Raw genomic sequence first — 22,872 nt, 5'->3', positions numbered from 1 at the left:
CCGCTCCCGGACAAGGGAGCGGCGCGGCCGAACAGCAGGGGGAGCGATGAACGACCACATGCTCGGCCGGCCCACCACCCACGCCCTCCTGGCGGACGGCACCACCGTGTGCGTCCGCCCGGTGGAGCCGGCCGACCACGACCGGATCCGCGCCCTGTACGACGCCATGTCCCCGGAGAACCTGCGCCTCCGCTTCTTCACCGCCGCCCGCAGCTCCGCCGGGGCCGCCGCCGACCGGGCCTGCGGCACACCCCGCCCCGGACATCTGGCCCTGCTGGCCGAGACCGGGGGACGCGTCGTCGGCCTCGCCGAGTACGACACGCCCGGCGCCCCGGACGCGGACACCGCCGAGGTCTCCCTCGCGGTCGCCGACCACCTGCACCACCGGGGCATCGGCACCCTCCTCGTCGAACACCTCGTCTCCGCGGCCCGCGCCACCGGCATCACCACGTTCACCGCCGAGGCGCTCAGCGAGAACCACGAGGTGCTGCGGCTCTTCGCCGGCCTCGGCCTGCGCACCGCCCGGCACTTCGACGGACCCGAGGTGCGCTGCGCCATAGCCCTCGACCAGAGCGACACCTATCTGACCGCCGTCGAGGAACGCGCCCGCACCGCCGACCTCGTCAGCCTCGACCCGCTGCTGCGCCCCCGGACCGTCGCCGTGGTCGGCGCCGGACGGCGGCCCGGCTCGGTCGGCCGGGCGATCCTGCACCAGCTGCGCTCCGGCGGCTACACAGGCCGCCTGTTCGCCGTGAACCCCGCCGCCCGCTCGATCCTCGGCGTGCCCTGTCACCCCTCCGTCGACGCGCTGCCCGTGACACCCGACCTCGCGGTGCTCGCCGTCCCGGCCGCCGCGGTCCCCGGGGCCGCCGAGGAGTGCGGCAAGGCGGGCGTAGGGGGCCTCGTCGTCGTCACGGGCGGGCTGGACGCCGAGCAGGGCCGCGACCTGCTGGACACCTGCCGGTCCCACGGGATGCGACTGGTCGGCCCCGACTGCCTCGGCCTCGCGAACACCGCACACCGGCTGTACGCCACGTTCGCCGCGCGTCCCCCGAGCGGCGGCACGGCCGGGGTCGCCGTGCAGTCCGGCGGGGTGGGCATCGCCCTGCTCGACGGGCTGTCCCGGCTCGGCATCGGCGTCTCCTCGTTCGCCTCCCTCGGCGCCAAGTACGACGTCAGCGGCAACGACATGCTCCAGTGGTGGGAGAGCGACGGCCGCACCGATCTCGCCGTGCTGCACCTGGAGTCCTTCGGCAGCCCCCGCGCGTTCTCCCGCACCGCCCGGCGCGTGACCCGCCGGATGCCGGTCCTGACCGTCGACGCCGGCCGCACCGAGGCCGGCCGGCGCGCCGCCGCCTCCCACACCGCGGCCGCGGCGACCCGCACCATGACACGCGCCGCCCTGTTCACGCAGGCCGGCGTCACGGCGACCCGCTCCTGCGGGGAACTCCTCGAAACCGCCGCCCTGCTGCACGCCCAGCCCCTGCCCGCCGGCGCCCGCGTCGCGATCGTCACCAACGCGGGCGGCGTCGGTGTCCTCACGGCCGACGCCTGCGTGGAAGCCGGACTCCAGCTCCCCGAACCCACCCCGGACCTGGCGGCCGGCCTGCTCGCCGCCCTGCCCGGCGACGCCGTCGCCGGCAACCCCGTCGACACCGGCGACGCCGTCACCGAGGACCAGCTCGCCGCCTGCGTGGACCGGCTGCTGCGCCACCGTGCCGTGGACGCCGTCGTCGTCGCCCTCGTCCCCACGGCGCTCGCCGCCGCCACCGGGGACGACCTCGTGCGGGCCCTCACCCGGCCCGGACGGCGGCCCAAGCCCGTTGTCGCCGTCCGCCTCGAACAGGCCCTGCCCGTCGAGCTGCTGCCCGCCGCCGACGGCACCACGGTCCCGTCCTACGCCGAACCCCGGGCGGCCGCCCGCGCCCTGGCCCACGCCGCCCGCCGCGCCGCCTGGCTCGCCCGCCCCGTCGGCACGATCCCCGACCTCGACGGCGTCGAGACCGACCGGGCCCGTACCGTCGCCGACACCTTCCTCACCCGCCACCCAGACGGCGGATGGCTGCACCCGCGCGAGTGCGCCGAACTCCTCGGCTGCTACGGCATCCCGCAGGCACCCTGGGCCTGGGCCGAGACCGAGGACGACGCCGTGCTCGCCGCCGGGCGGCTGCGCGGCTTCGACGGACGCGTCGTGATGAAGGGGTACTGGCCCGGTCTCGTGCACAAGAGCGCAGCGCACGCCGTCCACCTCGACCTGCGCGGCGACTCCCAGGTCCGGGCCGCCTTCCGCGACCTGGAGACCCGCTTCGCCGGGCTGCTGGAGGGCGTCCTCGTCCAGCCGCTCGCGGACCGGGGCACCGAACTGTGCGCAGGTGTCGTCCAGGACGAGGTCTTCGGCCCGCTCGTCCTGTTCGGGCTCGGCGGCGCCGCCACCGACGTCCTCGCGGACCACGCGGCCCGGCTCGCCCCGCTCACCGACCACGACGTGCACGACCTGATCACGTCGCCCCGCTGCGCGCCCCTCCTGCTCGGTGCGGACGGCGCCCGGCCCGTCGACCTCCCCGGGCTCGAACAGCTGCTGCTGCGCCTGTCCCGGATGGCGGCCGACCTGCCGCAGCTGGCCGAGGCCGACTTCAACCCCGTACTCGCGGCACCGGGCGGTGTCACCGTGCTCGACGCACGCGTACGCCTGGTGCCCCGCGCACCCCACGACCCGTATCTGCGCCGGCTCCGCTGAGGAGGCCCCCATGAAACACGACAAGGTCGGCTCGGTCATGACGACGGACGTCGTCCGCGCCGAGTACGGCACCCCGTTCAAAGAGGTGGCCCGGCTGCTCGACGGGCACCGCGTCAGCGGGCTCCCGGTGGTCGACGACGACGAGATGGTCCTCGGTGTGATCTCCGAGACCGACCTGCTGGCCCGTCAGGCCACCCCGCCGGACCCGCCCGGCAGCCGGTTCGGCCTCGGCCGGCTCACCCGCGCCGGACGCCGGCGCGCCGCGAAGACCCGGGCCCGCACCGCCGGGCAGCTGATGACCGAACCCCCGGTCACCGTGCACGCCGAGGACACCATCGTCGAGGCGGCCAGGACCATGGCACGGCACCGGGTGGAACGACTGCCCGTCCTGGACGAGGAGGACCGCCTCGTCGGCATCGTCACCCGCCGGGACCTGCTCCAGGTCTTCCTGCGGCCGGACGCCGACATCCGCGCCGAGGTCGTCGACGAGGTGCTGGCGCGCGCCCTCTGGCTGCCGCCGGGCAGCGTCACGGTCATCGTCGTGGAGGGAGTGGTCACACTCGCCGGCCCCATGGAGCGCCGGAGCGAGACGGAGATCGCAGTGTCGATGACCCGTCAGATCGACGGCGTGGTGGGCGTCGTGAACAAGCTGTCCTACCGGCTGGACGACGCGCACACCCGCCCCGAGGAACTGTCATGGCCTCGCCGGCTGTGACCTGGGAGGACGAAGGAGGGCCGCGTGCCATGACCGCCAAGGTGCTCGTCGCCTACGGGACGACGAACGGGTCGACGGCCGAGATCGCCGAGACCGTCGCCGAGGTGCTGCGGACGGAGGGCCTCACCGCCGAGGCGCTGCCCGCCCGCACCGTCAGGAGCGTGTGGAGCTACGACGCCGTCGTGGTCGGCGGCGCCCTGTACACCGGACGCTGGCACAAGGACGCCCGCCGGTTCGTCCGGCGGCACCGCGAGGATCTGGCCGCCCGCCCGGTGTGGCTGTTCAGCAGCGGCCCGCTGGACCCGTCGGCCTCCGAGCGCGACATCCCCCCGGTGCCCGGGGTGGAACGGGCCATGTCCCGGCTGCACGCCCTCGGGCACATCACCTTCGGGGGCTGCCTGCGGGAGGGCGCCCGGGGCCGCGTCGCCCGGATGATCCTGCGCAGCGGGAAGGGAGGCGACTTCCGCGACTTCGCCGGGATCGAGGACTGGGCCCGCGAGGTCGCCGCGGACCTGACGTCCGACGTCCGGGCCGGACGTCGGTGAGCGTCAGGCGGTGTGCGCGTCGTACGTCTCGCGGTGGGACAGCACGTCGTCCATGTGCGCCTCGGCCCACGCCTTGAGGCCGCGCGTCATCTCGTACAGCGACAGCCCGAGGTCCGTCAGCTCGTACGACACCGTCACGGGCACGGTCGGCACCACGGTGCGGGACACCAGTCCGTCACGCTCCAGGGAGCGCAGCGTCTGCGTGAGCATCTTCTGGCTGACCCCGGCCAGCAGGCGCTGCAGCTCCGAGTAGCGCATCGCCCGAGGCTCGCCCCCGCAGGCCCCCGGTCCGGACGCGCCGCCGGTGCCGAGCGCGGCCAGGACCAGCGTGACCCACTTGCCGGAGATCCGGTCGAGCAGTTGGCGGCTGGGGCACACCGCCAGGAAGGCGTCGTACGCCACCTTGGCCTGAACCCGCTGCTGCTCCGCCGTCGTCGTCGCCATCGGCCGTCTTCCTCCCACCGTCGGGTGCCCTACGCACTTCGAAGTGCCTGCTTCCCTCAGGGAAGCTGCCCACCAATAGTGGTGCAAGGCGCCGTCAGGCACCAGCGGATGATCCGACTCGAAAGGCACACCATGAGCACCTCCTCCGTCTCACTCCCCGGCGGCACCTGGCCCCTGGGCGACCTGACCGTCACGCGGTTCGGCTACGGCGCGATGCAGCTGGCCGGCCCCGGGGTCATGGGCCCGCCGGCCGACCGCGAGGGCGCTCTCGCCGTCCTGCGCGAGGCCGTTCGCCTCGGCGTCACCCACATCGACACGGCCGACGCGTACGGCCCGCACGTCACCAACGAGCTGATCCGCGAGGCCCTGCACCCGTACGTCGATCCACTGCACATCGTGACCAAGGTCGGCGCGACCCGGGACGCGGACGGCGGCTGGCCTCCGGCGCGCCGGCCCGAGGACGTGCGCCGCGCCGTCGAGGACAACCTGGAGCGCCTGGGCCTCGACACGCTGGACGTGGTCAACCTGCGGCTCGGCGACGCCCGGGGCCCCGTACCCGGTTCGCTCGCGGAGCCGTTCGCAACACTCGTGGACCTCCGGAGGCAGGGCCTGGTCCGGCATCTCGGCGTGAGCAACGCGACGCCGGAACAGGTCGCCGAGGCCCGCGCGATCGCCCCGGTCGTGTGCGTGCAGAACATGTACAACCTGGCCCACCGTCAGGACGACGAGCTCATCGACGAACTCGCCGAAGCGGGCATCGCCTACGTGCCGTTCTTCCCCCTCGGCGGCTTCACCCCGCTGCAGGCCTCCGCGCTCACGGCCGTGGCCGCCCGGCTGGACGCGACACCGATGTCCGTGGCCCTCGCCTGGCTGCTGCGGCGGTCGCCGAACATCCTGCTGATCCCCGGCACCTCGTCGGTGACGCATCTGCGGGAGAACATCGCCGGAGCGGGCCTGACGCTCTCCGACGACGACCTCGCCGAGCTGGACAAGATCGGGCGCTGACGCCCCGCACCCTCACCCCCGGGCCGCGCTCACCGGGCCTGACGCGAGCGTCAGCGCGCGGAACGAGGCGACCACGGGTCGCAGGTCCACCCGGTGCCAGGCCGCCCACAGCTGAACGGACCGGTCGTGCCAGGGGAGTTCGCGGACCGCGACCGCCTCCGACATGCCGCGCACCATGCTCCGCTGCACCAGGGCGAGCCCCAGCCCGGACGCGACCAGGCCGAGCGCGGTGAGCGGTTCGGCGGCGTCCATGCGGATGTCCGGGGTGAAGCCGGACGCGGCGCACGACGCGACGAACGTGTCCCGCCAGGACGGGTCCTGCGGATTCTCCACGGCGATCCACGGCTGCCCGTCCAGGTCCCCGGGCGTCACCTCGGGCCGCTCCGCCAGCGGATGCCCGGCGGGTACGGCGAGCAGCAGCGGGTCCTCCAGCAGGGGAGCGGCCGTCAGGTCGGGGTCCTCGGCGGGCGGCGGCTCATGGACGAGCGCGATGTCGAGGCTGCGCTGCCGCAGGCCCTCGAACTGCTCGGCGGGGGTCAGGCTGTACAGGGCCACGTGGATGCCGGGGCGCTCGTCGTGCAGGGAGCGCAGCGCCGCGGGCAGCACGCCCGTGTGCATGGCGTCGGCGATGTAGCCGACGCACAGGCCGCCCTCCTCACCGCGGCCCAGCCGGCGCCCCAGGTTCTCCAGCCGGTCGGCGTGCCGCAGCAGCGCACGGGCCTCCGACAGGAAGACCTGGCCGTCGCGGGTGAGCCGGATCCGCTGCTGCCCCCGCTCGAAGAGGGTCAGGCCCAGGCTCTTCTCCAGCTGGGCGATCTGCCGGCTGAGCGGGGACTGCGAGATGTGCAGGCGCTCGGCGGCCTGGCCGACGTGCTCGGTCTCGGCGACCGCCACGAAGTACCGGATCTGGCGCAGGTCCAGCATCGAGACCTCCAGGGACTCAAGTGTGTCCAAGCAAGTCTTGGACAGTCTCAAGTCCCGATCCTACGGTCGAAGAGGTCAGGCCGTCGAAGGCCGGTCCGGCGCTCCGGACCCCCACCGACGGGTTCCCTTTTCCCGCACCACCACGAGGTAGCACCATGTCGATCACGTCCCTCCTGCCCGGCCGCCTGGGCTTCGGCACCGCCCCGCTGGGCAACATGTTCCGGGCCATCCCCGACGACGAGGCCGCCGCCACCGTCGCCGCCGCCTGGGACCAGGGCATCCGCTACTACGACACGGCCCCCTTCTACGGCGCCGGACTGTCCGAGATCCGCCTGGGCGACGCCCTGGCGGGACGCCCCCGCGACGCCTACGTGCTCAGCACCAAGGTCGGGCGCGTCATCCTCGACGAGACCGAGGACCCCGGCGCCCGTGACCTGGGCGAGAAGGGCGGCCTCTTCGAGCACGGCCGCCCGAACAAGATGGTCAACGACTACTCGGCGGACGCCACCCTGCGCTCCATCGAGGACAGCCTCCGTCGCCTCGGGACCGACCGCCTCGACATCGTCTGGGTCCACGACGTCGCCCAGGACTTCTACGGCGACGCCTGGCTCGCCGCCTACGAGTCCGCCCGCACCGGCGCCTTCCGCGTCCTGCAGCGCCTGCGCGAGGAGGGCGTCATCCAGGCGTGGGGCCTGGGCGTCAACCGGGTCGAGCCGCTGGAGCTGACCCTCGACCTGGACGAGCCCAAGCCGGACGCCTTCCTCCTCGCCGGCCGCTACACCCTCCTCGACCACGACCGCGCCCTGCAGCGCCTGCTGCCCGCCGCCGCGGCACAGGACGTCGACATCGTCGTCGGCGGTCCCTACAGCTCCGGCGTCCTCGCCGGCGGACAGCACTTCGAGTACCAGAAGGCGCCCGCGGCGGTCCTCGCCAGGGTCGACCGCATCAAGGCGCTCGCCGCACGGCACGACGTGCCCGTCAAGGCCGCCGCGCTCCAGTTCTCCCTGGCCCACCCCGCCACGGTCGCCGCCGTCCCCGGAGCCACCCGGCCCAGCCGCATCGCGGAGGACGTCAGCGCCCTCGACGCGAAGATCCCGGCCGAATTCTGGACCGCGCTGCGCGAGGAGGGCCTGATCGCGGACAACGCCCCCGTGCCGGGCGCCTGACATCCCCTTCCACCACCGGAGCAGGACCATGACCACGAACACGAACACCAGCACGACCGCGACCATCGACCTCCCCGTGCCGGGCGACACCGTCTGGCAGCTGATCGGCGGCTTCGACGCCCTGCCGGACTGGCTGCCGTACATCCCCGTCAGCGAACTCCGGGAGGGCGGGCGCGTCCGCGTCCTGACGAACGAGGAGGGCGGCGTCATCGTCGAACGGCTGGAGCGGTTCGACGACGCCGCGCGCAGCTACACCTACTCGATCGTGGACGCGCCCTTCCCCGTGACCGGCTACCGCTCCACGCTCACCGTGCACGACGTGGACGGCACCGGCTCACGCGTCGAGTGGTCGGGGACCTTCACCCCGGCCGGGGTGAGCGAGGAGGAGGCGGTCGCCCTGTTCCAGGGCATCTACCGCGACGGCCTCGCCGCTCTGAAGCAGACGCTCGGAGCGACGCCCGGCGCGTGACGGGAACGCCGGAGCCTCAGCCGCGGAAGTCCGGCTGCCGCTCCGGCGAGGCCGCCGCCAGGGCGTCCTCCACCTCCTTGACGCCGCCCCGCAGGCCGTAGACCGGGGTGCCGGGCTGCTGGCGCCAGGAGTCGTCCAGACCGCCCGCGTCGACGGCGTCGAAGCCCAGCTCCTCGATCAGCGCCAGCACCTTGCGCTTCGCCGCCTCGTCGTCGCCCGCCACGGGCAGCGCCATCCGGTCGGGGGCGCCCTCGGGCCGGGCGCGGTCGAGGAGGTCCTGGGCGTAGGTGCCGTTGAACGCCTTGATCACGGGGTGCCCGAGGTGACGCTCGGTCCAGCGGCTCTCCGTGAGGCCGTCGTCCTCGATCCCGGCGATCCGCCCGTCACGCTGCTGCGGGTAGTAGTTGCCGGTGTCGATGACCGCCGCGTCCTCGGCCGCCCCGTCCAGCAGGCCGGAGGGCAGCTCCGGGACCGACCTGAGCGGGACGGTGACGACGACGATGTCGGCGCCCTGAGCCGCCTCCGTCGCCGGCACGGGAGTGGCCCCGGTCTCCTTGGCAAGGTCCTTCAAGGTCTCGGGGCCACGGGAGTTGGCGACCGCGACGTCATGCCCGAGCGCGGTGAGGCGACGCGTGAGGTTGCCGCCGATGTTGCCGGCGCCGATGATGCCGATCTTCATGACATGCCTTCCATCGCACGTTGTTCCCTTACTCACGGCACCAACCCGCCCTCCCGGAGGCCTATTCCGGAGCATCGGGGGCCGGCAGCCGTCGCTCACCTCTGAGCACCGGCGGACGCCCGGTTCCGGCCACGGGCCGAACCGTCACCCGCTCGACGGTGCGCCGTCGAGGGTGAACCCGCACCCCGAAACGCCGCCCGCCCCGGACGCCTCACCCGTCCGGTCGCCCGCGCAACGGCGGGCGGCGACGGCCCGGAGGCGGTCGGGGTGCCGTCGACCGTCCGTGGGCGTACTGTCCGCATATGGGTGACGTGCTGGGCCGCGGTCGGTGCGGTGGGTGGCCCTCCGCAGTGGACGGTCCGCGTACAGGCGGGCGCCGGCGGCCGGTGGGCCGTCGGGCGGTGACCCGTGCCCGGCGGGTGCGGCGCGGCGCGCGGACCGGGTGAGGCCGTGCGGGACGTGACGGACGGCGGTTCCGGTCCCGAGGCCGAACTGCCCGACTCCCTGCTGGCCGACCTGGTCCGGAACACCGGGGCGTCGGTGGGAATGGCGTACGTGCTGACGCCGGGGGACCGGCTGCTGCGCCTGGCCCTGGTCTCCGGGGTGTCGCACCGCATCGCGGCGCCCTGGGCGAGGATCCCGATGGACACGGCGATCCCCGTGGTCGACGCCATCCGCGACCGCCGGCTGATCTGGCTGGGCAGCCAGGAGGAGACCGCCCGCCGCTACCCGCGGCTCGGGATCGTCCTGCCCTACGACTTCATGCTCGCCGCCGCCCCGATCACCGACGGCGGCCCCGTCTGGGGTGGTGTGGTGCTGCTGTGGCCCGTGTGGCACCCGCCGCAGCTCAGTGCCGCCGAGCGCGAGGCGATCACCACCGGATGCGCCCGTGCGGCCGGGTTCCTGCGCCGCGCCGCCGACAGCGGCCATCTCCCCGAGATCCCCGACGAACCACACCTGGTGGTCGCGCCCCACGGGCAGGACGCCGACCCCCGGCACGCGATGGCGGCCCTCGCCTTCGCCGAACGCCTGCCCCTCGGCTGCTGCGCGCTCGACCTCGACGGGCGGCTCACGTACATCAACGCGGCCGGCGCCGACATGGTCGGGGCCGGTGCCGCCGCGCTCCTGGGCAAACGGCCCTGGGAGGTGCTGCTCTGGCTGCACGACCCGCTCTTCGAGGACCGCTACCGGGCGGCGGTGGTCACCCGCCGGTCCACCACGTTCACGGCGACGCGCCCGCCCGACACCCGGCTGGAGTTCAGGCTCCACCCCGACGAGACCGGCATCAGCGTCCACATCGCCCCCGCCGACGAGGCGGCCGACAGCCCCCACGCCACGGTGGCGGCCCCCCATCCCGCCGAGCCCGTCGGTGCCGCGGCGCTCTACCACCTCACCCATGTCGCCGCCGCCCTCGGGGAGGCCGCCGGAGTCAAGGACGTGGTCGAACTGGCCGCCGACCAGATCGTGCCGGCGTTCGGCCCGAGGGCGCTGGCCCTGCAGACCCTGCAGGGGGGCCGACTGCGAATGGCGGGTCACCGGGGGTTCGGACGTGAGCTGATCTCCCGTTTCGAGACGATGTCCCTCACCTCCGACACCCCCGCCGTGCGCGCCGTCAGCACCGGAACGGCCGCTTTCTTCCCGAGCTTCGACGACCTCCGGCGCGCCTATCCGCCGGCGCGGCACCAGGACGACATGGTCTCCTGGGCCTTCCTGCCACTGATCGTCTCGGGCCGCCCCGTCGGCTCCCTCGTCCTGGCCTACGACGCGCCCCGCGCCTTCCCGCCCGCCGAGCGGGCGCTGCTCACCTCGCTCGCCGGGCTGATCGCCCAGGCCCTCGACCGCGCCCGGCTCTACGACGCCAAGCACAGCGTCGCCCACACCCTGCAGAACGCCCTGCTGCCCCGCAGCCTGGGCGACGTCCCCGGGCTCGACGCCGCCGCCCGCTACCGTCCCGCGAGCCACGGCATGGACATCGGCGGCGACTTCTACGACCTGATCCGGCGCACCCCGACGAGCGCCATCGCCGCCATCGGTGACGTCCAGGGGCACAACACGACGGCCGCCGCACTCATGGGCCAGGTCCGCACCGCCGTCCACGCGCACGCCACGTCCGGGGTCTCACCCGGCGACATCCTCGCCCGCACCAACCGGCTCCTGGCCGACCTGAACCCGGGCCTGTTCGTCAGCTGCCTCATCGTCCACCTCGACCTGGCCCGGCACACCGCACAGCTCGCCACCGCCGGACACCCGCCGGCCCTCCTGCGCCACCCGGACGGCCGGGCCGAACCGGTGTCCGCCCCCGCCGGACTGCTGCTGGGCATCACCCCGGAGGCCGACTACGCCACCGTGGACGTCCCCCTTCCGCCCGGTGCCGTCCTCGCCCTCTACACCGACGGACTCGTCGAGCGGCCCGGCGTCGACATCGACGACGCCATCTCCGCCGTCACCGGCCGTCTGGCCGCCTTTGCCCCCGACGACCTCGACGCCCTGGCCGACGCCCTGCTCGAACACGCCGGACAGGCGGCGGCGAACCCGGACGACATCGCGCTGCTCCTGGTACGACCCGACCGCTGACGGCCCCTCAAAGTCCGTGCCGGAGCTTGCTGTTGAGAAGTCCCCCGAACGAGTGACTCTAGGCCGGTGTGCACCGGGTACAGGGAGGCATGGACTGCAGACCAGCGCTCTCCCCCTTCGACGACAGCCACCCCGTCCCCGAGCCCGTGCGCACCCTGATCAGCGGGATCGTCACGGCCGTACGGGCCGGGGACGACGCCGCCATCCGCACCCTGCTGGAACGCCTGGCCCCGGTCGCCGACACCACCGCCCTGCTCCTGCTGCGGTACCGGCTGGGGCTGGAGGAGGAGTCGGACGATCCCGTGACACCCGCGCCCGGCGCGGAGGTTCGCGGGCACACCGAAGGCGGAGTGCCGGCGCCGTCGGCCACGCCGTCCTGTCTGTGACGGACCGGACCGGGCCGGGCCGCGTGAAGCGCCGGGCGGTCACCTCCGCCCGGCGCTTCACATCCCGTCACCGCTCAGCGCGCGGCGAGCAGTTCCAGCGTGTCGATCACGCGGTGGGAGAAGCCCCACTCGTTGTCGTACCAGGCGACCACCTTGATGTGGCGGCCGTCGACGCGGGTCAGGGCCGAGTCGAAGATCGAGGAGGCGGGGTTGCCGGTGATGTCGGAGGACACCAGCGGGTCCTCGGAGTACTCCAGGACGCCGGCGAGCGGCCCCTCGGCCGCGGCGCGGTAGGCGGCGAGCACGTCCTCGCGGGTCACGTCCCGCGCGACCGTCGTGTTCAGCTCGACGATGGAGCCCACCGGTACCGGCACCCGGATCGAGTCGCCGGACAGCTTGCCGTCGAGGTCGGGCAGGACCAGGCCGATCGCCTTGGCCGCGCCGGTCGTCGTCGGGACGATGTTGACACCGGCGGCGCGGGCACGCCGGGCGTCGCGGTGCGGGCCGTCCTGGAGGTTCTGCTCCTGGGTGTAGGCGTGCACGGTCGTCATGAAGCCGTGCTCGATCCCGGCGAGGTCGTGCAGCACCTTGGCCAGCGGCGCGAGCGCGTTCGTGGTGCACGAGGCGTTCGAGACGATGGTGTGCAGGTCCGGGTCGTAGGAGTCGGAGTTGACGCCGTAGGCGAGGGTGACGTCCGCGCCGTCCGACGGCGCGCTCACCAGCACCTTGCGGGCTCCGGCGTCCAGGTGCGCGCGGGCGGCCTTCGCCGAGGTGAACCGGCCGGTGGCCTCCAGCACGATGTCCACGCCCAGCTCGGCCCAGGGCAGCTGCGCCGGCTCACGCTCGGCCAGGACCTTGATGCGCCGCCCGTCGACCACGAGGGTGTCCCCGTCGACCGTCACCGGGCGCCCGAGGCGGCCGGCCGTGCTGTCGAACGCCAGCAGCCGGGCGAGCGTCGCGGGCTCCGTCAGGTCGTTGACGGCGACGATCTCGAGGGCGCTGTCGCGCTCCAGCAGGGCGCGCAGCACGTTGCGTCCGATGCGGCCGAAACCGTTGATGGCGATGCGAGTCATGAGTGGTGTCCCTTCCTGTTGCCACCACCCAGGCTCGCGCGCGCCGCCCCCGGCGGACAGTGGCGCGACCGCCACGGTTCGCAAGGATCCCGCCAGCGGGGCCGGGACGCCTCACTCGCCCTGCGTGAACGTGCGCCGGTAGTCGCTCGGCGTCGTGCCGAGGATGCGCTGGAAGTGCAGCCGCAGATTCGCGCCGGTGCCGAGCCCGACGTCGGCGGCGATCTGCTCGACACTGCGCTGCGACCGTTCCAGCAGCTCACGGGCCAGATCGATCCGGGCCCGCATCACCCACTGCATGGGCGTGTAGCCGGTCTCCTCCACGAACCTCCGGGAGAACGTGCGTGCCGACACCCCCGCCTGCCGCGCCAGGACGTCGAGGGTCAACGGCTCCCCGAGCCGGCGCAGCGCCCACTCCCGGGTGGCGCCGAACCGCTCGCCCAGCGGCTCCGGCACACTGCGCGGGACGTACTGGGCCTGCCCGCCGCTGCGGTACGGGGCCGCCACCAGCCGGCGGGCCGCGTGGTTGGAGGCGGCCACCCCGAGGTCGCCGCGCAGGATGTGCAGGCACAGGTCGATACCAGATGCGGCACCGGCCGAGGTCAGCACGCTGCCCTCGTCGACGAACAGGACGTTCTCGTCGACCTGGATCTGCGGATGCCGGGCGGCGAGGGCCCGGGTGTAGTGCCAGTGCGTCGTGGCGCGCCGCCCGTCGAGCAGGCCGGTGGCGGCGAGCGTGAAGGCACCGGTGGAGATGGCGGCGAGCCGCGCGCCCCGGGCGTGCGCCTCGATCAGCGCGTCGACGACCGGCCGGGGCGGGTCGTCGCGGTCCGGATGCCGGTAGCCCGGCACGAAGACGATGTCCGCCCAGGCGAGCGCGTCCAGGCCGTGGGCGACCGCGTACGACAGCCCGTCCCCGCCGGTCACGAGACCGGGCGTCGCCCCGCACACGCGCACCTCGTACGGCATGCTCGCCCGGGTCGTGAAGACCTGCGCGGGAATGCCGACGTCGAGCGGTTTGGCGCCCTCGCTGACGAGGACGGCGACACGGTGCAGACGGGGGAGTGACACGGGGACGAGGATACGGAGGCCCCGGACCTGGCCGGCGTCCCCGGCGCCTCCGCCGTCCGTCACCCCGCCCGTCACTCCGCGTGACCGCTCTCCGGCCCGCTGCTGTGGGCGAAGCCGAGCCGGGTGTTATTCAATGAGGTGTGCGGCCAGAGATCTCGGGATCCCGTCACCCTGGTTCCGGTACGGCCCCGGCGGTGTGCCGTGGCCGGCGAGCGAGCTGAGAGAACCGCATGGACTCCACGCCTCCTCCGTCGTCTGCGTCGCCGTACGACATGGTCAGCGGCGCACTGGGGGAGTACATCCCGCACGGGGACGACGAGGAGCCCGGTACCGGCACGCCGCGCGGCGAGAACACACCGCGGCAGCGCGACCGGCCGCGGCGAGGCGGGGGACGCCCGGAGCAGATACTGGGCGCCGTCAACCTGGACCGGGACCTGAGGATCACGGACTTCAACCTGGAGGCCCCCGTCTTCGAAGGGATCGAACCCGTCCCCGGGCTCCCCTTCGTCGACCTCCTGCCGCCCGGGGACGTCCCCACGGTGACCCGCAGGCTGCGGCAGGTCCTCGACACCGGTGAACCGCATGTCGCCCGGGTGCAGCGGCTGCGGCGCCGCGACGGCTCGGAGCTGGTCGTCTCCATGAGCATCCTGGCCGCCGCCCCGCCCCAGGAGGGCCTGACGGTCTCCCTGATCGCCATGGCGAGGCGGCTGCACCTGTACGCCGCCGAGACCGCGATCGGCACCTCGCTGGACATCGGCGAGACCGCGCAGTCGCTGGCGGAGTCCCTGCTGGCCTGGGGCGACGTGGCCGCCATCGACCTCGACTTCGCCGTGTGGACCGGCGAGGTGGTCGCCGGCCGCCCGCAGGGGCGCGTCCGGCTGCGCCGCGCCGCCCTCGTACCGGACCGGGCGTGGCCCGACGGCTATGTCACGCCCGGCGACGACCTGCCGGGCGACGCGAGCCGCCTCCTGTCCCACGCGATCCGGCGCGACGATCCCGCGCAGGCCGTCGTCCTGCCCGACCGGGCGGCCATCGAACGGGTGCTCGGCAGCCCGCGTCTCGCCCGGACCCTGATCCCCGGCGACCAGGCGGCCTGTGTGGTGTGCGTGCCCCTGGTGCTGGACGGCGAGCCGCCCGTCGTCCTGGGCGTGGCGGAGGTGTGGCGGCGCGCGGACCGGCCCTTCGAGGACAGCGAGCTGTTCGACCTGCGGGAACTGGTCGCCCGGACCGCCCACCACGTCGACCTCGCCCGTCAGCACCAGCGCGAGCACACCCAGGTCCTGGCCCTGCAGCGCCGCCTGCTGCCCCGGTCCGCGGGCGACACCATCGAGACCGCCAGCGTCTACCAGCCCGCCACCCCGGACAGCGCCGGCGTCGGAGGGGACTGGGTCAACAGCTTCCCGCTGCCCGACGGCCGCACCGCGATGGTCGTCGGGGACGTCGTCGGGCACGGCCTCGGAGCGGCCGCCACCATGGGCCAGCTCAGCATGGAGGCCCGCGCGCTGCTGTCCGCGGGGCTCGCGCCCGGCGAGGTGCTGGAGCACCTGGACGAGACGGTGTCCCTGCTGGACGACGCGGAGTCCGGGCTGGCCGCCGGCTACAGCGCCCTCGGCTCGACCTGCTGCATCGCCGTGTACGACCCGGTCAGCCACCGGGTGGAGCTGGCCAGCGCCGGGCACCTGCCCCCGGTCCTGGTACCCCCGGACGGGACCGCCGGCCCGGTCGCGGTGCGCCCGCACCCCGGGCTGGGCGCCGAGTTCGCGCTGCGCGAGCCGTTCGACGTGTACACGTTCGCCGCGCCCCCCGGTGCGATGCTCGCGCTCTACACCGACGGCCTGGTGGAGGATCCCGCGATGTCGATCGACGAGGGCATCGGCCGGCTGTCCGACGCGGTGTCCGCCGTGGACCCGTGGGACCGGCTGGATCAGGCGGCGCGGCGGGTCGTCGCCTCGCTGGCGCCCCCGCACCGGCGCGACGACGTCACCCTGCTGCTCGCCCGCATGATCGGCTACCGCAAGGAGGACACGGCGACCTGGCGGATGCCGGCCCGCGGCGACGCGCCGGCCCGGGCGCGGGCGCTGGTCACCGGGCTGCTGGAGCGGTGGGGGACCAGGGAGGACACGCGGGACAGCGTGCTGCTGGTGGTCGGCGAGCTGGTCGCCAACGCGGTCCGCTTCGCCCGCGGCCCCCTCACGGTTCGGCTGATCAGGACCGGGCACGGGCAGCTGCTGTGCGAGGTGGGCGACACCGGCAACGGCAGGCCCCGGCTGGCCCGCAAGGAGCTCCTCGCGGACAGCGGCCGCGGTCTGCACGTCGTGCACGGGCTCACCACCCGGTGGGGCGTGCGCTGGACCGACGACGGCAAGGTGGTCTGGGCGTCGGTCGGACGGTGAGAGGCGCGATGACCTAGAGCCACTCGCCTTCCAGGGCGGTCGCCGTGAGGCCGGGCGCCGCCGCGTACAGCACCGCGCGGCTGCCCGCCGGCTGCCCGGCGTCGTGCGCCCGGCGCATGATGTCGAACACGGCCGCGCCTCCGCGGTTGCCGCTCGTGTAGCTGTCCCGGCTGTACTCCAGCAGCCCGGACGGCCACGCCTCGGGCATCGTCTGCTCCATGTACTCCAGCACCCGGGTCCCGCCGGGGTGCGCGAGGAGCACGTCGGGGTGCCAGGCCTCGGGGTGCTCTCCGTAGCGCTCCTGGAGCCACTGCCACATGGCGGTGACCGTCTCCTGCACGGCGCGCGGGCCGCGCCGGTCCATCACGAAGTGGGTGCCGTCCGCGCGGGTGTCCAGGCGGTGCAGGTCCTGGGTGCCGGGCAGGGTGTGGTTCCAGGAGGAGTCCAGCCGCAGGACGGACTCGGGCCGGGGGCGGCCGGTGACGACGGCGGCGACCGCCGTGTCCGCGAACAGCAGCCGGACGATCAGCGACTCCAGGGTGTCGTCGGCGGGCTGGTAGGTGGTGCTCAGCGCCTCGGAGATCACGACGAGGACCACCCGGTCGGGGTCTGCGGCCACGAGGTCGGCGGCCAGGGCCAGCGAGCGGGTCCCGGCGATGCAGGCCCACTGGGTGGCGGGGAGCAGCAGCACGTCCTCGCGCAGCGGGAGCCGGTTGGCGAGGGAGACGTCCAGCCCCGGCAGGGCCGGGGTGGTGGAGTTGCTGGTGATCACGCAGTCGACGTCCGAGGCGTCGAGCCCGGCGCTCTGGAGGGCGCCGCGCGCCGCGCGCTCGCCGTACGCCTGCACGGCCTCCCAGGCGGGCGCGGTGCGCTCCTGGACGGTCTGCGGCGCGGGTATCGCCTCGAGGGCGGCGATCACCCGGTCCGCGTCCTGCTGGGTGAACCCGTCACGGGCCAGTGCGGCACGGGCCGCGCCGGCGCCGGCGGCCGGGAGACCGTTCCCCCGGCCGGGGGCCACGGCGGACTGGAGCGGCAGCATCCAGCCCCTCGCCTCGATTCCCGTACTGGCGGCGATGCCCTCGACGCGCGGGGCCCACGCGGCGTCGGGATGCCGGTCGTGGACCTCGGCCACGATCTCGCTGGTCTTCACGGTGTGTTCGCCGTGGATCACGGCCGGGGGGCACAGGAACGCGGGCATGGTGGCACCTCTCGTGGGGAGCGGGGGCGTACGTCGCTACGGCGGGCGCGGGGGGCGTGCGTCACCGGCGCTGTGGCGTGCGTCACTTAGGTAGGCATATCCAAATCGACGCCGATAAGGCCCAGTTCGGGCCTCTGTGTCCTGGTCGAGCTTGGGCCTATTCGGGCATTTCCGCTGTGATGTGGGCAACTTGGATGGCGGGTGATGTCTGTGACACCGCGCACAGGAGGGGTGAACTGACCGGGCGTCAGCCGGGGTGGTCCGCCCGGAACGCGGACGTGCCCCGAACCCTCCGGGGCTCGGGGCACGTCGAGGTGCGGACGCGGTCAGGGATGCAGGGTCGGACGGTAGGTGAGCTCCTGGATGTGCCCGTCGAGCGTGCGGTGGTCGATCAGCTCGAGATCGAAGTCGGCCGCGCCCTGGAAGATCGGGTCCAGGCCGGTCCTGCCCGTGATCACGGGGAACAGCGTCACCTGGACGCGGTCGACGAGTCCGGCGGCCAGCAGCGCCCGGTTCATCGACAGACTCCCGTGCGAGCGGAGCGGTACCTCCGACTCCTCCTTGATACGGGCGACGACGTCCACGGCGTCCCCGCGGACGACCCGGGCGTCCGGCCAGTCGAGGGGCTCCTGGAGTGTGCTCGACACCACCGTGGCCGGCATGTTGCGCATCCGGGTGACCCAGGGGTCGTGCACCGCCTCCTCCGTCTCCGAGGCGATCAACTGGGCGAAGGCGCGGTAGGTGTGGGCGCCGAACACCATCCGCTGCTGCTCGGTGTACAGCGAGAGGCGGTGCTCGAGGAGCTCGGGGCCCTGCTTGCCCCAGTAGCCCGTCCAGTCACCGCCGGCGGCACCGAATCCGTCGAGGCTGGAGAAGACGTCGAACGTGTAGGTGGCGGTCATGGCGAGGCTCCAGGGGTGCGAGGGCGGTACTGCTCGGCGGTACTGCTCCTATAGACCGCCGCCCGGGGCGATACTCATCGCCCGCCGTTGCGCAACGTCACCGCCTGCCCCAGCTTTCCCTGCATAAACAAGGCATCCTCGGTGTATGGATTGAGGATCGCAGGGCAATCGAGGGTCAGGAGGTTGATAACTATGGTTCCCCTGCTTCTTGTTCTTCTTCTGGCCCTCATCCTGTTCGGTGCGGGCTTCGCCCTCAAGGCCCTGTGGTGGATCGCGGTCGTCGTGCTGGTCGTGTGGCTGCTCGGCTTCGTGATGCGCTCCACCACCGCGGGTGGTGGTCGTGGCCGCTGGTACCGATGGTGACGTAGCGCATCACCGCACAGCGAAGGGCCCGGCTTCGGCCGGGCCCTTCGCTGTGCGCTCGTCCGCGTGTCTCAGACCTGCTCCGCCGGCTCCTGGGTCAGGACCGCGTGGAAGCGGCGGGTGTGGTCCACCCGGCGGGCGGGGCCGGTCAGGGTGACCGTCGCCGTCAGCCGGGTGTCGCTGCTGGACGCGGCCAGGCGGAGTTCCAGCTCGCCGGGCTCCACGACGCGATGCCCGTCGCGCCCGGTGAACGAGGCGACGTCGGCCGGGACGGTGACGTGGACGCGGCGCGCCTCGCCCGGCTCCAGCGGCACGCGGGCGTAGCCGACGAGACGCTGGACGGGCTGGACGACGGACGCGACCGGGTCGTGCAGGTAGAGCTGGACCACCTCGGTCCCGGTACGGTCACCGGTGTTGCGGACCGTCAGGGCCAGCGTGAACTCCCCGTCCGTGGGCGCCTGTCCGGTGCCGACCGCCAGATCGCCCCACGCGAACGTGGTGTACGACAGCCCGTGCCCGAAACCGAAGGCAGGGGTCGGGTCGATGTTGGAGACCTCGCTGGCCTGGGCGAGACGTGCGCCGAGGTAGGTGGAGGGCTGTGCGCCCGCACCGCGCGGCACGCTGACCGGGAGCCGCCCCGACGGGTTCGTACGGCCGCTGAGGACGCCCGCGATCGCACGGGTGCCCTCCTCGCCCGGGAAGAACGACTGCACGATCGCCGCGCTCTCGGCGACGGCCCGGCCGAGGGCGTACGGCCGCCCGGCGAGCAGGACGGTGACGACCGGCGTACCGGAGTCGAGCAGCGCGTCGAGCAGCTGCTGCTGGGCGCCGGGCAGTGCCAGCGACTCGGCGTCGCAGCCCTCCCCGCTCGTCCCGCGCCCGAACAGCCCCGCGCGGTCGCCGAGGACGGCGACGACGACGTCGGCGTCACGGGCCGCGTCGGCCGCCGCGCCGATGCCGGAGAGGTCCCCGTCGTCGACACCGGTGCCGCGGACGGAGACGATCTCCGCGGCCGGGAACTCGGCCGTCAACGTGTCCCGCAGCGTGGGCAGTTCGAGCCCGACGGGGAACTCGGGGTGCTGCACGCCGACGTGCAGCGGGAACGAGTAGCAGCCGAGCACCGCGGTGGCCTCGGTCGCGTTGGGGCCGACCAGGGCGATCCGGCGGGGGCGGGTGAGGGGCAGGGTGCCGTCATTGCTGACCAGGACGACCGCCTGCTCGGCGATCCGCCGGGCCAGTTCCCGGTTCGCGGTGCGGTCCAGGTCGATCCTGCCGCGCAGCGCCTCGGCGTCGCTCAGGTCGGCGCCGTCGAGCGCGGGCGGTACGGGGCTCCAGTCCGGGTCGAGCAGGCCGAGCTGGGCCTTCTGGGTGAGGACACGACGCAGGGCGCGGTCGACGACCTCCTCCGGCACCCGGCCCTCGGTGACGGCCGCGACGAGGGGCGCCCCGAACGTCTTGACCGTGGGCAGCTCGACGTCGACACCGGCCTTCAGGGCGGTGCCCGCGGCGTCGCCGAAGTCACCGGCGATGCCGTGCAGCGTCTTCAGGAAGGCGATGCCGAAGTAGTCCGCGACGACGGTGCCGTCGAAGCCCCAGGTGTCCCGGAGCAGTCCGGTGAGCAGCGCCTCGTCGGCGGCGGAGGGCACGCCGTCGGTGTCGGTGTAGGCGTGCATCACCGAACGGGCTCCGCCCTCGCGGATCGCCATCTCGAACGGCGGGAGCAGCACGTCGGCGCGCTCGCGCGGACCCACGGAGGTGGGCGCGAGGTTGCGCCCCGCGCGGGAGGCGGAGTAGCCGACGAAGTGCTTGAGGGTGGCGACGATGCCGGCCGCCTCCAGGCCGCTCACATAGGCGGTGCCGATCGTCCCGACGAGATACGGGTCCTCGCCGATGGTCTCCTCGACGCGGCCCCAGCGGGCGTCGCGCACCACGTCCAGGACGGGCGCGAGGCCCTGGTGGACGCCGACCGAGCGCATGTCCCGGCCGATGGCCTCGGCCATCGAGCGGACCAGCGCGGGGTCGAAGGTGGCGCCCCAGGACAGCGGGACGGGGTAGGCGGTGGCGCCCCAGGCGGCGAAGCCGGCGAGGCACTCCTCGTGGGCGAGCGCGGGAATGCCGAAGCGGTTCGCGCCGGCGATCCGGGCCTGGGTGCGCATCAGCGACACCGCGCCGAGGGCGGGGTCGACGGGCACCGTGCCGAAGGGGCGGGTGAGCTGGCCCAGACCGGCGGGGAGCAGGGCGTCCAGGTCGACGGCCTCCTCCATGTCGTGCTGGTGCGGGGCCACTTCGCCGCCCTGGTCGGAGGCTCCGACCCACACGCCGTACAGCTGGGCGATCTTCTCCTGCAGGGTCATGGCGCCGATCAGCGCGTCGACGCGGGCGGCGACGGGCTGGGCGGGGTCGTTCCAGAGGGGGGTCTCGGGGGTGGTCTCTACGGCCACGTCGGTGTTCACTTTCCTCCGACACCCATCAGGCCCCGGACGAGGGCGCGACGGGCGAACAGGTAGACGAGCAGGATGGGCACCATGGACAGCACCACGGCTCCCAGCAGGCCGGGGATGTCGATGCCGTGTTCGGTCTGGAAGTTGTAGAGACCCAGCGTGACGACCTTGGTGGAGTCGGACTGGGTCAGGACGAGTGGGAACAGGAAGCCGTTCCACGCCTGGAGCGCCGAGAACACGACGATGGTCGACAGACCGCCCCGGGACAGCGGCAGCACCAGCTGGAAGAACATGCGCAGCGGGCTCGCGCCGTCCATGGCCATCGCCTCGTACAACTCCGGGGAGATGTCCCGCATCGCGCCGCTGAGGATGAGCGCCGACATCGGCAGGCAGAACGCCGCTGTGGGCAGGATGACGCCCAGCAGGTTGTCGTACAGCCCGGCCTCGCTGATGAGGTAGAACATCGGCACGATGACGGCCTGGGCCGGGATGGCGAGTCCGAGCAGGAACAGCCGGAAGATCGCGGACGTGGTCCGGCCCCGGCTGCGGACGATCGCGTACGCGAGCGGCGGCACCAGCAGCAGCACGATGCCGATCACGCAGCCCGTGACGACGAGCGTGTTGAGGAAGTACTGGCCGAAGCCCGAGTCGAAGGCGCCCGCGTAGTTGTCCAGGGTGAAGCTGTCGGGTATCGAGACCGGGCCGTTCTCGGCGTAGTCCTGCCGGGTGCGCAGCGTCGCGGCGAGCATCACGTACAGGGGCAGGCCGACGACGAAGAGCCAGACGAGCGAGCCGGCGCCGGCCAGGTAGTTGGGGCGGCGCCTCATGACACACCCTCCATGGTGCTGCGCATCTTGTCGTAGCCGGACACCCGGACGACGATCAGCGAGATGATCGTGGCCGCGACCACCAGTGCCAGGGCGATCGCGGAGCCCGTGCCGAAGTCGAAGCTCTTGAACGCCTTGTCGTACATGTAGTAGGCGCTGATGGTGGTGTCGGTGCCGGGGCCGCCCTGGGTGAGGATCAGGACCGTCTCGAAGGTGGTCAGTCCGCCGACGATCATCAGGATCATCGAGGTGATCATCGAGTTGCGCAGCTGCGGCAGGGTGATGTGGAAGAACTGCCGGTAGCGGCCGGCTCCGTCGATCTCCGCGGCCTGGTACAGCACCTCGGGGACGGCCCGGGCGGCGCCCTGGTAGATCAGGGTGTGGAACGGGGTGAACTGCCAGGTGGCGACGAAAGCCAGGACCCCGATGGCAGTGGCCTGTTCACCGAACAGGTTGCCGTCGCCGAACAGCCAGGTGGCCTCCGCCGGGATACCGAAGTTCGGGTCGAGCAGTGCCCGCCAGAGCACCGACACGGCGGTGGCGGACAGCAGGAGCGGGATGAAGTAGATGACCGACAGCACCGCGCGGTTGCGCTGGTTGCCGGCGGCCCAGACTCCGAGGACGACGCTCAGCGGGGTCTGGATGACGACGCCGAGCACGGTCAGGAGCAGGGTCAGCCAGATGCTGTCGAGCATCACCGGGTCGTCCACCAGACGCGACCAGTTGTCCATGCCGACGAACTCGGGGGAGCTGATGCCGTCCCAGGTCATGAAGGACAGCACCGCCACCATGACGAGCGGGGCGATCGCGAAGAGGGCGAAGAACACTGCGGCGGGCAGCGCCCAGGCGAAGCTCGGGCGGCCCACCTTCGTGGCGTTCGAGGCGGGCGGCCGCCGCCGGGCCCCCTTGCGGGGGCCGGCGGCGGGCCGGGCGCTCGTGATCTGTGTGGTCATGAGCCGTTCG

20 protein-coding genes are annotated in these 22,872 nt (G+C 73.4%); 10 read left to right on the top strand and 10 right to left on the bottom strand.

What is annotated here, in order from left to right:
* The first annotated feature begins 46 nt into the window (after positions 1 to 46).
* Genes ADL34_RS19340 through ADL34_RS19330 form a run of 3 tightly spaced genes read left to right on the top strand, consistent with a single transcriptional unit; the run spans position 47 to position 3,997 of the window.
* Positions 47 to 2,737 carry a GNAT family N-acetyltransferase gene (locus ADL34_RS19340; RefSeq protein ID WP_062669560.1) on the top strand — a complete coding sequence of 897 codons (2,691 nt, stop codon included), beginning with the start codon at positions 47 to 49 and terminating at the stop codon, positions 2,735 to 2,737.
* A 10-nt stretch (positions 2,738 to 2,747) separates the two neighbouring features.
* Entirely contained in the window at positions 2,748 to 3,452 is a 705-nt protein-coding gene (locus tag ADL34_RS19335; RefSeq protein ID WP_062669558.1) for a CBS domain-containing protein, read from the top strand.
* 29 nt (positions 3,453 to 3,481) lie between these two features.
* Positions 3,482 to 3,997, top strand: coding sequence for a flavodoxin domain-containing protein (locus tag ADL34_RS19330; RefSeq protein ID WP_062669626.1), 516 nt, complete (start codon positions 3,482 to 3,484; stop codon positions 3,995 to 3,997).
* Between the two features lie 3 nt (positions 3,998 to 4,000).
* On the opposite strand, the gene ADL34_RS19325 is transcribed toward ADL34_RS19330, so the two are convergent.
* Positions 4,001 to 4,441 carry a winged helix-turn-helix transcriptional regulator gene (locus ADL34_RS19325; protein WP_062669556.1) on the bottom strand — a complete coding sequence of 147 codons (441 nt, stop codon included), beginning with the start codon at positions 4,439 to 4,441 and terminating at the stop codon, positions 4,001 to 4,003.
* Between the two features lie 132 nt (positions 4,442 to 4,573).
* On the opposite strand from ADL34_RS19325, the gene ADL34_RS19320 reads away from it, so the two are divergent.
* Positions 4,574 to 5,446: an aldo/keto reductase family oxidoreductase gene (locus ADL34_RS19320; protein ID WP_062669554.1), complete on the top strand. Its 873-nt coding sequence runs from the start codon at positions 4,574 to 4,576 to the stop codon at positions 5,444 to 5,446.
* A gap of 12 nt (positions 5,447 to 5,458) precedes the next feature.
* Here the strand turns inward: ADL34_RS19320 and ADL34_RS19315 are convergent, their stop codons facing one another.
* The gene (locus tag ADL34_RS19315) at positions 5,459 to 6,370 is read right to left on the bottom strand and encodes a LysR family transcriptional regulator (RefSeq protein ID WP_062669552.1); all 912 of its coding nucleotides are present in this window, start codon (positions 6,368 to 6,370) and stop codon (positions 5,459 to 5,461) included.
* Positions 6,371 to 6,525: 155 nt separating this feature from the next.
* On the opposite strand from ADL34_RS19315, the gene ADL34_RS19310 reads away from it, so the two are divergent.
* Both ADL34_RS19310 and ADL34_RS19305 read left to right on the top strand, forming a co-directional pair.
* Complete coding sequence (locus ADL34_RS19310; protein WP_062669550.1) at positions 6,526 to 7,536, top strand: aldo/keto reductase; 1,011 nt, start codon at positions 6,526 to 6,528, stop codon at positions 7,534 to 7,536.
* A 28-nt stretch (positions 7,537 to 7,564) separates the two neighbouring features.
* Positions 7,565 to 8,005, top strand: a complete 441-nt coding sequence (locus tag ADL34_RS19305) for an SRPBCC family protein (RefSeq protein ID WP_062669548.1) — start codon at positions 7,565 to 7,567, stop codon at positions 8,003 to 8,005.
* Positions 8,006 to 8,021: 16 nt separating this feature from the next.
* Here ADL34_RS19305 and ADL34_RS19300 read toward each other — a convergent pair whose 3' ends face one another.
* Complete coding sequence (locus tag ADL34_RS19300; protein WP_062669546.1) at positions 8,022 to 8,684, bottom strand: NADPH-dependent F420 reductase; 663 nt, start codon at positions 8,682 to 8,684, stop codon at positions 8,022 to 8,024.
* Positions 8,685 to 9,134: 450 nt separating this feature from the next.
* Between ADL34_RS19300 and ADL34_RS19295 the strand changes: the two genes are divergently transcribed.
* Entirely contained in the window at positions 9,135 to 11,258 is a 2,124-nt protein-coding gene (locus ADL34_RS19295) for a SpoIIE family protein phosphatase (protein WP_062669544.1), read from the top strand.
* 89 nt (positions 11,259 to 11,347) lie between these two features.
* Entirely contained in the window at positions 11,348 to 11,644 is a 297-nt protein-coding gene (locus tag ADL34_RS19290) for a hypothetical protein (protein WP_062669543.1), read from the top strand.
* A gap of 74 nt (positions 11,645 to 11,718) precedes the next feature.
* On the opposite strand, the gene gap is transcribed toward ADL34_RS19290, so the two are convergent.
* Both gap and ADL34_RS19280 read right to left on the bottom strand, forming a co-directional pair.
* On the bottom strand, positions 11,719 to 12,717 hold the full coding sequence (gene gap / locus ADL34_RS19285; protein WP_062669541.1) for a type I glyceraldehyde-3-phosphate dehydrogenase: 999 nt from the start codon (positions 12,715 to 12,717) through the stop codon (positions 11,719 to 11,721).
* A 111-nt stretch (positions 12,718 to 12,828) separates the two neighbouring features.
* On the bottom strand, positions 12,829 to 13,785 hold the full coding sequence (locus tag ADL34_RS19280) for a GlxA family transcriptional regulator (RefSeq protein WP_062669624.1): 957 nt from the start codon (positions 13,783 to 13,785) through the stop codon (positions 12,829 to 12,831).
* A 230-nt stretch (positions 13,786 to 14,015) separates the two neighbouring features.
* Here ADL34_RS19280 and ADL34_RS19275 point away from each other — a divergent pair, with 230 nt between their 5' ends.
* Positions 14,016 to 16,178, top strand: a complete 2,163-nt coding sequence (locus ADL34_RS19275) for a SpoIIE family protein phosphatase (protein ID WP_062669539.1) — start codon at positions 14,016 to 14,018, stop codon at positions 16,176 to 16,178.
* A gap of 13 nt (positions 16,179 to 16,191) precedes the next feature.
* Here ADL34_RS19275 and ADL34_RS19270 read toward each other — a convergent pair whose 3' ends face one another.
* Both ADL34_RS19270 and ADL34_RS19265 read right to left on the bottom strand, forming a co-directional pair.
* The gene (locus ADL34_RS19270; RefSeq protein WP_062669537.1) at positions 16,192 to 17,376 is read right to left on the bottom strand and encodes a polyketide synthase; all 1,185 of its coding nucleotides are present in this window, start codon (positions 17,374 to 17,376) and stop codon (positions 16,192 to 16,194) included.
* A gap of 326 nt (positions 17,377 to 17,702) precedes the next feature.
* Positions 17,703 to 18,278, bottom strand: coding sequence for a dihydrofolate reductase family protein (locus ADL34_RS19265; RefSeq protein ID WP_062669535.1), 576 nt, complete (start codon positions 18,276 to 18,278; stop codon positions 17,703 to 17,705).
* A gap of 192 nt (positions 18,279 to 18,470) precedes the next feature.
* On the opposite strand from ADL34_RS19265, the gene ADL34_RS19260 reads away from it, so the two are divergent.
* Positions 18,471 to 18,641: a hypothetical protein gene (locus ADL34_RS19260; protein WP_055620292.1), complete on the top strand. Its 171-nt coding sequence runs from the start codon at positions 18,471 to 18,473 to the stop codon at positions 18,639 to 18,641.
* 71 nt (positions 18,642 to 18,712) lie between these two features.
* On the opposite strand, the gene ADL34_RS19255 is transcribed toward ADL34_RS19260, so the two are convergent.
* From ADL34_RS19255 to ADL34_RS19245, 3 genes are read right to left on the bottom strand one after another with little or no spacing between them, the layout of a single operon-like run.
* On the bottom strand, positions 18,713 to 21,094 hold the full coding sequence (locus ADL34_RS19255) for a beta-glucosidase family protein (protein WP_107115679.1): 2,382 nt from the start codon (positions 21,092 to 21,094) through the stop codon (positions 18,713 to 18,715).
* The gene (locus ADL34_RS19250) at positions 21,091 to 21,909 is read right to left on the bottom strand and encodes a carbohydrate ABC transporter permease (protein WP_062669533.1); all 819 of its coding nucleotides are present in this window, start codon (positions 21,907 to 21,909) and stop codon (positions 21,091 to 21,093) included. The genes ADL34_RS19255 and ADL34_RS19250 overlap by 4 nt, the downstream gene beginning before the upstream one ends.
* Entirely contained in the window at positions 21,906 to 22,862 is a 957-nt protein-coding gene (locus ADL34_RS19245; RefSeq protein ID WP_062669531.1) for a carbohydrate ABC transporter permease, read from the bottom strand. Before ADL34_RS19245 ends, ADL34_RS19250 begins: the two co-directional genes overlap by 4 nt.
* Positions 22,863 to 22,872 lie beyond the last annotated feature (10 nt).

It is taken from the genome of Streptomyces sp. NRRL WC-3605, assembly GCF_001509795.1.
Lineage (GTDB): Bacteria > Actinomycetota > Actinomycetes > Streptomycetales > Streptomycetaceae > Streptomyces > Streptomyces viridochromogenes.
This window is presented reverse-complemented; position numbering and strand designations above follow the sequence as displayed.

What these genes read in the sequence shown, in the direction of transcription:
- ADL34_RS19340 (WP_062669560.1), top strand. Translation starts at nt 47, where the DNA reads ATGAACGACCACATGCTCGGCCGGCCCACCACCCACGCCCTCCTGGCG.
- ADL34_RS19335 (WP_062669558.1), top strand. Translation starts at nt 2,748, where the DNA reads ATGAAACACGACAAGGTCGGCTCGGTCATGACGACGGACGTCGTCCGC.
- ADL34_RS19330 (WP_062669626.1), top strand. Translation starts at nt 3,482, where the DNA reads ATGACCGCCAAGGTGCTCGTCGCCTACGGGACGACGAACGGGTCGACG.
- ADL34_RS19325 (WP_062669556.1), bottom strand. Translation starts at nt 4,441, where the DNA reads ATGGCGACGACGACGGCGGAGCAGCAGCGGGTTCAGGCCAAGGTGGCG.
- ADL34_RS19320 (WP_062669554.1), top strand. Translation starts at nt 4,574, where the DNA reads ATGAGCACCTCCTCCGTCTCACTCCCCGGCGGCACCTGGCCCCTGGGC.
- ADL34_RS19315 (WP_062669552.1), bottom strand. Translation starts at nt 6,370, where the DNA reads ATGCTGGACCTGCGCCAGATCCGGTACTTCGTGGCGGTCGCCGAGACC.
- ADL34_RS19310 (WP_062669550.1), top strand. Translation starts at nt 6,526, where the DNA reads ATGTCGATCACGTCCCTCCTGCCCGGCCGCCTGGGCTTCGGCACCGCC.
- ADL34_RS19305 (WP_062669548.1), top strand. Translation starts at nt 7,565, where the DNA reads ATGACCACGAACACGAACACCAGCACGACCGCGACCATCGACCTCCCC.
- ADL34_RS19300 (WP_062669546.1), bottom strand. Translation starts at nt 8,684, where the DNA reads ATGAAGATCGGCATCATCGGCGCCGGCAACATCGGCGGCAACCTCACG.
- ADL34_RS19290 (WP_062669543.1), top strand. Translation starts at nt 11,348, where the DNA reads ATGGACTGCAGACCAGCGCTCTCCCCCTTCGACGACAGCCACCCCGTC.
- gap (WP_062669541.1), bottom strand. Translation starts at nt 12,717, where the DNA reads ATGACTCGCATCGCCATCAACGGTTTCGGCCGCATCGGACGCAACGTG.
- ADL34_RS19275 (WP_062669539.1), top strand. Translation starts at nt 14,016, where the DNA reads ATGGACTCCACGCCTCCTCCGTCGTCTGCGTCGCCGTACGACATGGTC.
- ADL34_RS19270 (WP_062669537.1), bottom strand. Translation starts at nt 17,376, where the DNA reads ATGCCCGCGTTCCTGTGCCCCCCGGCCGTGATCCACGGCGAACACACC.
- ADL34_RS19265 (WP_062669535.1), bottom strand. Translation starts at nt 18,278, where the DNA reads ATGACCGCCACCTACACGTTCGACGTCTTCTCCAGCCTCGACGGATTC.
- ADL34_RS19260 (WP_055620292.1), top strand. Translation starts at nt 18,471, where the DNA reads ATGGTTCCCCTGCTTCTTGTTCTTCTTCTGGCCCTCATCCTGTTCGGT.
- ADL34_RS19250 (WP_062669533.1), bottom strand. Translation starts at nt 21,909, where the DNA reads ATGAGGCGCCGCCCCAACTACCTGGCCGGCGCCGGCTCGCTCGTCTGG.
- ADL34_RS19245 (WP_062669531.1), bottom strand. Translation starts at nt 22,862, where the DNA reads ATGACCACACAGATCACGAGCGCCCGGCCCGCCGCCGGCCCCCGCAAG.